General features: G+C 61.6%; 8 protein-coding genes. All 8 read right to left on the bottom strand.

Annotation, left to right across the window (positions count from 1 at the left end):
* Positions 1-69 precede the first annotated feature (69 nt).
* The 8 genes from NKJ11_RS18170 to NKJ11_RS18135 all read right to left on the bottom strand — a co-directional run bounded on the left by NKJ11_RS18170 (position 70) and on the right by NKJ11_RS18135 (position 9,504).
* A complete protein-coding gene (locus NKJ11_RS18170) occupies positions 70-1,956 on the bottom strand; it encodes an MFS transporter (protein WP_023812073.1) in 1,887 nt (628 codons plus the stop codon).
* A 191-nt stretch (positions 1,957-2,147) separates the two neighbouring features.
* A complete protein-coding gene (locus tag NKJ11_RS18165) occupies positions 2,148-2,939 on the bottom strand; it encodes an ATP12 family chaperone protein (RefSeq protein ID WP_352793887.1) in 792 nt (263 codons plus the stop codon).
* Between the two features lie 11 nt (positions 2,940-2,950).
* A complete protein-coding gene (locus NKJ11_RS18160; protein ID WP_050592714.1) occupies positions 2,951-3,823 on the bottom strand; it encodes a DMT family transporter in 873 nt (290 codons plus the stop codon).
* Positions 3,824-3,885: 62 nt separating this feature from the next.
* Entirely contained in the window at positions 3,886-4,866 is a 981-nt protein-coding gene (locus tag NKJ11_RS18155) for an RluA family pseudouridine synthase (protein ID WP_023812076.1), read from the bottom strand.
* Between the two features lie 62 nt (positions 4,867-4,928).
* Positions 4,929-5,303 carry a fluoride efflux transporter CrcB gene (crcB, locus tag NKJ11_RS18150; protein ID WP_352611723.1) on the bottom strand — a complete coding sequence of 125 codons (375 nt, stop codon included), beginning with the start codon at positions 5,301-5,303 and terminating at the stop codon, positions 4,929-4,931.
* A 76-nt stretch (positions 5,304-5,379) separates the two neighbouring features.
* Positions 5,380-7,035, bottom strand: a complete 1,656-nt coding sequence (locus tag NKJ11_RS18145) for a hypothetical protein (RefSeq protein ID WP_352793886.1) — start codon at positions 7,033-7,035, stop codon at positions 5,380-5,382.
* Positions 7,036-7,194: 159 nt separating this feature from the next.
* Complete coding sequence (locus NKJ11_RS18140) at positions 7,195-8,025, bottom strand: aspartyl/asparaginyl beta-hydroxylase domain-containing protein (RefSeq protein WP_127295791.1); 831 nt, start codon at positions 8,023-8,025, stop codon at positions 7,195-7,197.
* Positions 8,026-8,196: 171 nt separating this feature from the next.
* Positions 8,197-9,504, bottom strand: coding sequence for a replication-associated recombination protein A (locus NKJ11_RS18135; protein WP_352611721.1), 1,308 nt, complete (start codon positions 9,502-9,504; stop codon positions 8,197-8,199).
* Between the last annotated feature and the right edge of the window lie 9 nt (positions 9,505-9,513).

The raw sequence follows: 9,513 nt of genomic DNA, 5'->3' as shown, positions 1-9,513 counted from the left end.
GGCCTGAAAAGAGGAAGCCCGGCGCGATTGCTCGCGCCGGGCTTTATCTTTGTATGCTGGAGCTGTCAGCTACTGCTTGTCGTGCAGGTTGGTTCCCAGCGTATCCCTGACGAAGATCATGCCGATGATCAGCGACATCGCCGCGATCACCACCGGATACCAGAGGCCGTAGTAGATATCGCCCTTGGAGGCGCTGAGCGCGAACACGATCGCCGGCAGCAGGCCGCCGAACCAGCCATTCCCGATGTGATAGGGCAGCGACATGCCGGTATAGCGGATGCGGGTCGGGAACATCTCGACCAGGATCGCCGCGATCGGCCCGTAGACCATGGTCACGTAGAGGACCAGGATGAACAGGATGCCGATGACCTTTGCCCAGTTGACCGCCGCCGGGTCGGCAAACATCGCGAACGCACCGGCCGCCGGAACACTGTAGACGGTCACGTCCGTGGCGCCGGCAGCCTCATCGGCCGTCAGCAGCTTGTCCTTGACCGCCTGGGCGAGCGGGACAGTGGCCTTTTCACCGGCGCGAATGGCTGCCGCGTCGAGCTTCAGTTCGGGATTGGCCGCGACAAAGGCGTCGAGCTTTTGGTCAGCAACCTTGGCGGCAGCACGCTTCAGTGGGTAACCGCCGTCCTGAAGCGCCAGGTTGATCGCCTTCTTGAAAGCCGCATCGCTTGGAGCAGCCTTATCAGCGGCCGCCACGGCGTCGTAAGACGTCACGGTCTCGGCGCCGATCTTGACGCTGGCCGCTGTTCCCGCTGCCGCTGTCGTGACGATATCATAGGGCACCGAGCTTTTGGCCAGGAAGTCCGTCGCAATATCGCACGAGGTGAGAGGCTTGCGTGTTCCGGTTGGATTGAACTGGAACTTGCAGTCCCCCGGAGCAGCGGTCACCGTCGCACGCGTGTTCTGCTGGGCGGTGGCGAGCGCCGGGTTGGCGGCCCATGTCAGCGCCTTGAACAGCGGGAAGGTGGTGACGATCGCCAGCGCGAGACCGGCCATGATGATCGGCTTGCGGCCGATCTTGTCGGATAGCCAGCCGAACACGACGAAGAAGACCGCGCCGAGCGCCAGCGCAATCGCGATCATGATGTTGACCGACTGTGGGTCGACCTTGAGCACATTCGCCAGGAAGAACAGCGCGTAGAACTGGCCGTTGTACCAGACCACAGCCTGGCCGGCGGTGAGGCCGAACAACGCGAGCAACGCGATCTTGGCATTCTTCCACTGGCCGAAGGCTTCCGTCAGCGGCGCCTTGGAGCCCTTGCCCTCGTCCTTCATGCGCTGGAAAGTCGGCGATTCGGCAAGCGACAGGCGGATCCAGACCGATATGCCGAGCAGTATGGCCGAGAGCAGGAACGGAATACGCCAGCCCCAAGCCGCGAAATCCTCCTTGCTCAGCGAATTCTGCACGACCAGGATGACGATCAGCGACAGGAACAGGCCGAGCGTCGCCGTCGTCTGAATCCACGACGTATAGAAGCCGCGGCGATCGTCGGGAGCATGCTCGGCGACATAGGTCGCCGCACCACCATACTCACCGCCGAGCGCCAGGCCCTGCAGCATGCGCAGCCCGACCAGGATGATGGGCGCCGCAATGCCCCAGTTCGCCGAGCCGGGAAGCAGGCCGACCAGGAAGGTCGACAGGCCCATGATCAGGATGGTGACAAGAAATGTGTATTTGCGGCCGACGAGATCGCCAATGCGACCGAACACCAGCGCGCCGAACGGGCGCACCAGGAAGCCGGCGGCGAAAACCAGCAGCGTGAAGATGTTGCGAGTCGCCTCTGGATAGGAGGCGAAGAATGCCGCGCCGATCGCTCCGGCCAATGCGCCGTAGAGATAGAAATCATACCATTCGAAAACGGTGCCGAGCGAGGAAGCGAAGATGACTTTCTTCTCCTCCCGCGTCATGCCGCGGCTTGCTCCGCCGGCGGTCGATGCGATTGCCATTGCGTTATCCTCCCGTGAGACCCGTTCTCGATGCTGCGCGACACCGTCCGCGTTCTCCTCCGAGCACGGACTCAACGACAGCCATTCGGAAAAATGACAGAAAGCGCCTGCCAAAGGCAGCGCGTCTTTGGGATTATGACTTTGGTATTAGGTGCACTGCGGGATGAATCCGGGCGAGCTGGGAAAACTCCTTAGCGCTTGAGCGCTTCCAGCAGGCCGACAGCAGCCATCATGTCGCGCTTGCGAGCCGCGCGGCGGGCAACGGCCTCCGCATCCTGCCCCCAATGCTCGATCTGCCAGTCCTCGTCGACATGGGCAGCGGCCCAGGCAGGATCGGCATCGAGTTCGCCGAAATCGACAGCCAGCGCCAGCAGAGCCGAACCGGTCAGCGACGTCATCACATGGATGGCGGCGAGCCGCAGCGGCTCTGTTCGCTGAGCAAGATGGCTGCCCAGCACGGCGATGGTCTCGCGCGGCTGCTCGACATGAATGATGCCCTCGGCGAGATTGAAGCGGACCCCGAGTGTTCCCCTCGCCCAGTCGATCACCGGATCCCAATGCTGGTTCTGCCGCTCCACCAGCCCCTGCGGTACGTCGGCGCGGTAGCAGAGCAGATCGGATGAGGCGAAGCGCAGGATATCCTCCAGCACCGCCTGCGGGTCGCTGGCAACACCGTCGATGGCGGTGTTGACGAGACGCATCACCGGCATGGTCACCGGATTGATGGTCTCGCTTTGGGCGGCGAATTCGTCGGCGGCAAGCACTGCTGCTGCCTCGGTAGGCAGCGCCAGCAGCGCCTTGCCCGGGGTGCGCACCGGCTTGCCGTCGAGATGCACGGCAAAGCCATTGTCGACAGGTGCGACAGAGGCGGCCTTGTAGAAGCGCTTCGGCAGATGCGTCTTCATCTGGATCTGGGCGCGACGCACCGGATCGGGATGGGAAAGATATTTGCCCGCTTCGAGGTCGTTGAGGATATCACGCATGAAGGTCTCTCTTACACCGGCGTCAGCTTGCGCGCCGGCCGGTTGACGATAATCAGGCCGGCGGCAATCAGGCCAAGTGCCAGGAAAATGCGCATGGTCAGCGGCTCATTCAAGAACATGGCGCCGCACAGCACGCCGAAAACCGGCGACAGGAAGGTGAAACTGGACAGGCCCGATGCCGGATAGCGCCGCAGCAGCCAGAACCACAGCACATAGGTGAAGGCGACGATGTAGACAGCCTGGAAAAGCAGCGCCAAAGTCGGCAGCACGGTCGGATCGCGAACGGGCGGGCCGGCGAGAGGCAGCACCAAGACGCCGACGATCGCTGCCCCGGCGAGCTGGTAAAGCAGAAGCTTCTCGGCGCTCGCCTCGACCAGCTTCGAGCGCTTGATGAGGATATTGGTCAAAGCCCAGAAGAATCCGGAGCCGAGGCTCAGAAGATCGCCGAACAGCATGTCTCCGCCGCCGCCGAGCTTGTCGGAAAACACCGCGGCAAGGCCGGCAAAGGCCAGCAGCAGGCCGAGGAATTTTCTCAACGTGATCTGCTCGCCGAGCAGGAAATGGCCGCCGAGCAGCATCCAGAACGGCATCGTGTTGACCAACAGCGTGTTGCGGGCAACGGTCGTATGCTCCAGGCCGACATAAAGGCAAAGGAACTCGATGCCGAAAAGCGCGCCAACCGCGATGCCGGCGAGCAAGGTCCCGTCGCGCGTGAAAAGCGCGATGCCGCGCCACCGGCACCAGGCAAAGACACACAGGCCGCCGATGATCGAGCGCGCGATCGATAGGAAAACCGGATCATAGCCAGCGTAGGAGATCTTGGCGGCGACGTAATTCAGCCCCCAGGAAAAGGTCAGCCCGACCATGATGGCGGCGGCGGCCATGTCGACCGTGTCGCGGCGATCAAGCGTATCGGCGGCGAGCCCGTCGGTGGCGCCGCTCACGATCAGTCCTCCGCGCTGGCGTCGTCGAAGCCGATCAGGTTCCAGCTCTGTCGCATGTGCGGCGGCATTGGCGCTGTGACATCGATGACGCCCTTGTCGGGATGCGGAATGATGATGCGGCGCGCATGCAGATGCAGGCGGTTTTGAATGCCGCCGGGAAAGTCCCAGTTGGTGTCGGCCTCGAAATATTTCGGATCGCCCAGGATCGGACAGCCGATGTGGGCGGCATGAACGCGAAGCTGGTGGGTGCGGCCGGTATAAGGCTCCATCTCCAGCCAGGTCATCGTCTGCGCCGCCTGCTCGATGATCCGGTAGTAGGACACGGCGTGATCGGCGCCCTTTTCGCCGTGCGCGGCGACACGCACGCGGTCACCGTCCGGCGTCGGCTCCTTGATCAGCCAGGTCGAGATCTTGTCCTCGCGCTTGGGCGGCACGCCCTTGACCAGCGCCCAATAGGTCTTCTTGGTCTCGCGGGCGCGAAACGCTTCCGAGAGCTTCATGGCGGCCAGCCGGCTGCGGGCGACGACCAGCACGCCCGAGGTGTCGCGGTCGAGCCTGTGAACCAGCCTGGGCTTCTCGCCCTTCTGGTTGCGCCAGGCCTCCAGCATGTCGTCGACATTGCGGGTGACGCCCGAGCCACCCTGCACCGCAAGGCCCGCCGGCTTGTTGAAGACGAAAACCTTGGGATCCTCGTGGATCAGCATCTTGGCGAGAACATCGGCATCGCCCTGGTTGCGGATCGAGTGGCCGGTCAGCGCACTCTCGCCCTTCTTGTCGACCTCGAGCGGTGGGACGCGAACCATCTGGCCGGGCTCGACACGGGTGTCCGCCTTGACCCGACCGCCGTCGACACGGATCTGGCCGGAGCGCAGAAGCTTCTGCAAATGGCCGAAACCAAGGCCCGGGAAATGGGTCTTGAACCAGCGGTCGAGCCGCATGCCCGCCTCGCCGGCCTCCACCGTGATCTGTTCAACGCCTGCCATATTTTTTGTCGCTTATCCGTTTCCCGAGCGAAGCCCGGCCTGTTCTTGGCGCGGCAATAGCACTAAGGCAGGCTTCTTGCGAGCCAAAGTCCCAGAAACAGGGCGATAATGGCGCCAATGACGCTGGCAAGGGCATAAGCCAGCGCAGGCAGCGTGGCTCCCCGCTCCCACAGCGTCGCGAAATCGAGCGAAAAGGCGGAGAAGGTGGTGAAGCCGCCAAGAATGCCGGTAGCAACGAACAGCCTGACCTCGTTCGATCCGCCACGGCGCATCATGGAGGCGATGAACAGCCCCATGGCGAAGGAGCCGATGACGTTGATGGCCATCGTGCCCCAGGGATAGCTGGGGCCGACAAGGCGCAGCGCGCCGATGTTGGTAAGGTGACGAATTCCGGCACCGATGCCGCCACCGACGACGACGAGAAACAGATTGAACATGACCGTTTACTGCCCCCGCACGGCTGCCCGGTCAATCCCTCGTTGCGGGCGCAACCGCACGGATTGGCCGAGTTCGTCACCACTCAGGCGTTGCCCATCCCGGATATTTTTTCCTGAACTCGTTGTAGAGGTCATCGATCTCCGTTTTGCCGACAGGGCGCACCTGTTCGTAGAGGTAGCCCTTGACGTCGCCGGACAGCTGGTACGCCGCGATGCGCCTGTATGCTGCGCCGATGCCTTTGCCCTCGACAATGTATTGGTCCGGTATCGAGACACAGAGCTGCGCACCCGGCTGCAGATGGGTAACGGGCGGATCGGTCACGACAACGTATTTGGACTTCAACGCCGCCGGTCTGAATCGATCGCGACTATCGACCTGACAAGCCCACTCGATGCGAGGGTAAAGGTCCTTGTCCATTTCATACAGCAATGAATCGCTCATCATCCCGCTGGATGCAAATACCGACAACCGGTCCTCAGGTCCCATCTTTCCAAGAAGGTCATCGATAAGGCGCCTGTATTCTGGAAGATTGTCGAGGTGCAGCGGGAGCGTGGCTTCGCTGGCAAAGACGTAGCTGATCGGTGACAGCACCTGGCGGCCAGTCGGGAAAAAAGTACCGAAAAACGCCAGCCCGGCGGCAACGGCTATCGCGGCGTTCGACCATAGCGATCTCAGTGCCGGCATCGAACCGATCGCAACGATTGCCTGGGCGTAGGCAGGAAAGAGCCAAAGAAATACTGGCACCGAATGATGGCGATCCGGGTCCTGCATGCGGGTGAAGAGGACGAAGGTGAGTGCCGAAGCAACGGCACAGAACAGGGAAAATCTGTTTCGGCGTATGATGGAGATGTAAAGGCCAAATACGATCAACAGCCAGTTCACATAGCTGAGCCGCGATCCTACCTGGCCAAGCTGTGAACCGAAGTTTGTCTTGTATCCGCTGTAAAGGTCGCCATAGCTGGTTCCCAGTATCTTGAGGATCAGGGGTTGCTGGAAGGTCAGCGCGGCTCCGATAACCACGAGGATCGCACACAGGCCCCCGACGGCGGCATTGCGGAGTGCCGGAAAGTCCCGGTCTTTCGCCTGCAGAAAACAGAAGAAGGCTGCGGAAATTCCGACCCCGATGACGGGATAGGCGTACCAGCGGCGCAGCACGAATGCCAACCACAGGCATACGCCGACACGTATTCCGCTGATCACCGGTTCATGGGTCAGGAACCTCGATTTCCAGAGAAAATAGGTTGCCGCGCAAAGCGCGAAACAGCCGGCAATGTCAGGCAACCCGCGAAGCGTCGCCGCCCAGAAGGGCGTGTAGAGAAAGGCCGCAATCCATACGGTGAGCCAGCTTCGGTATGAAGACGTCCCGGTCGCCGCCTCCAGATAGCTTATTCTGCCGATGAGAAGAGCGGTCGGGACCAGATAAACAGCGACTGTTCCGGCGATGTAGGAAAACCTCGAATCGCCAAAAATGATGTGAAACGGCATCAGCGGCACCAGGATCGCCGCACTGTAGTCATCCGTGGCTATCGAGGTTCTCAGGTGGCTGAGCCATTCGAGAGGGCTCTGAACCAAGAGCGTGCCTTGCCGGCTGAACGTGTCGAAATAGGCAGCGAAGTCCCAGTAATAGACAGGCTGTTCAAGCCCTACATAGGTGAGAGCAAGAGCAACTCCCAGCAGAGCGGTGCACACATAGGTCGTTGCCCAAAATCCGAGAGATCTGTTCTTCGTCACTTGAAGCCGCCAGGAGGGGAGAGGCAGAACTGTCAAAGTCAGCCCGGGCCGCCGTTCATGCAGCCAGGAGCCGTTCCGGCGCATGAGCGGCCACAAGGATGGGCCAAATCTCACATGCGGAGCACCCAAATGCCGCCGGCAGCGCCGGTTCTCTAAAGCTCAGGTCGTCCCGGCATTTTTCGGCTTGGTCGAGCCGATCATCTTCCAGTTCTTGTAGAACATGGAATTGATGCGCTCGACGCTGACCGAGACGATGGCGAGCATGCCCGCGATGAGACGGGGAACCGGAGACGGCCTGATAATGTCCATGAACACGCAGTAGCGGCGGCCGTCATACTCGTTGACCGAGCGATGCAGCAGCGTGTCGTCGAAGATGAACAGCGGATTGTCGTACCAGTAATTCTTGACGTTGCCGCACTCGACGAAAATCTCCGACTTCACCGGGATCAGATTGTAGAGGATGCGCAGGCTGAGCCGCAGCGGGCCGAAATGCCAGGACGTCGATTCGCGCTTGCTGAAGACGGAAACGGCTATGGTCTTGATGTATTTGAAATCCTTGTTGAACTCGGCGACATTATCGATCCTGTGCTTGCCGTACCACTGGTAGACATACATGCCGCGCCGGCCGGCGCCGAAATTGGCGTCGATGTCGGCAATGATCTCATCCTTGCGCGCTTTGAAGATGTCCAGGACCTCGTTGACCTCGCGCTGGTAGTCGGCGGGAAACTGCTCCAGCTTCCAGACGCCCGGATTTCTGTAGCACAAGAGGTCGACCAGCAGATTGAACGGCGAAAGCAGCCAGGTGAACAGGCCGTTGCCGAGAAAATAGCCTGAGAACAGCGACAGATCCTTGCGGTCGTTGCGCAGCACGTCGATCAGGCCGCAGATGATGAAGATCGTCGTCAGGATGGGAATGAAATAGAAGCCAAGGGCGAGAAGCGGGATGGCAATGGCGAACTTGCGAAGGGATTTGCGAAGGGTTTTTGTCATTTTTCCACGCGCGAAGCGCGATCCTGTTGCGAATGAGGTGCCCAAATCAAGGCAACGGCCACCGCCCGGCCGTGCGCCTTGATAAGGTTTTTTGGGTTACCACACAACGGCCCTGCTATCGTGGCCGGCTGGCTGCCTGGCGGATCTGGTCAACGGCCTCACGCAAACCCGCTATTCCCGCTCCTTGCGCAGCTTCGCCCAATAGTCGAGCCGCTTCCTGATATCGCGCTCGAAGCCGCGCTCGGGCGGATCATAGAAGGTCTGGCGGCCCATCTTCTCCGGAAAATAATCCTGCCCCGAAAAGGCGTCCGGCTCGTCATGGTCGTAACGATAGCCGGCGCCGTAATCCTCCGCTTTCATCAGCTTTGTCGGCGCGTTGAGGATGTGCTTGGGCGGCAGCAGCGAACCATGTTCCTTGGCGGCCCGCGTGGCAGCCTTGAAAGCGTTATAGACGGCGTTGGATTTGGGCGCGGTGGCGAGATAGACGGTGGCCTCGGCAAAGGCGAGTTCGCCTTCGGGCGAGCCGAGATAGTCGTAGGCATCCTTGGCGGCATTGGCGACGACAAGCGCCTGCGGGTCGGCAAGGCCGATGTCTTCCATGGCCATGCGGACCAGCCGGCGGCCTAGATAGAGCGGATCCTCGCCGGCATCGAACATGCGTGCGAGATAGTAGAGAGCCGCGTCAGGGTCTGAACCGCGCACCGACTTGTGCAGCGCCGAGATCAGATTGTAATGGCCGTCCTGGCCCTTGTCGTAGATCGGCGCGCGGCGCTGGACGATGCGCTGCAGTCCCTCGGGATCGAAGACCTCGCCGGGTTTGGCTGCCCGCCAGACTTCCTCCGCGAGCGTCAGCGAGGCCCGGCCGTCGCCATCGCTCATGCGGATGAGCATGGCCCGCGCCTCGTCGTCGAGCGGCAGCGCCCTGCCCTCGGTCTCCTCCGCCCGCGTCATCAGCTTGGAGATGCTCTCCTCGCCAAGCGAATGGAAGACCAGAACGCGCGCGCGTGACAACAAAGCGGCATTCAGTTCGAAGGACGGGTTTTCGGTCGTGGCGCCAACCAGCACGACTGTCCCGTCCTCCATGACCGGGAGAAAGCTGTCTTGCTGGGCACGGTTGAAGCGATGGATCTCGTCGACGAACAGCAAGGTCTGGCGGCCATTGGTGCGGCGCAATTTGGCCGCTTCGAACACCTTTTTCAGGTCGGCGACGCCGGAAAAGACAGCCGATATCTGCTCGAAGGCCAGGCTGGTTTCGCCGGCAAGCAGGCGCGCCACGGTGGTCTTGCCGGTGCCGGGCGGCCCCCAGAAGATCATCGAGCCGAGCGAGCCGGAACCGATCAACCGGGTCAGCGCGCCGTCAGGGCCGGTCAGATGCTCCTGGCCGACGACCTCGCCAAGGTTTCTCGGCCGCAGCCTGTCGGCCAGCGGCCGCCCAGGCGAGGTCTTTTCCGGTTCATCGACGCTGAACAGATCGGCCATGCACTTCTT

Origin of the sequence: Mesorhizobium sp. M0243, assembly GCF_040321775.1 — a bacterium.
In the GTDB taxonomy this organism is placed as follows: domain Bacteria; phylum Pseudomonadota; class Alphaproteobacteria; order Rhizobiales; family Rhizobiaceae; genus Mesorhizobium.
This window is presented reverse-complemented; position numbering and strand designations above follow the sequence as displayed.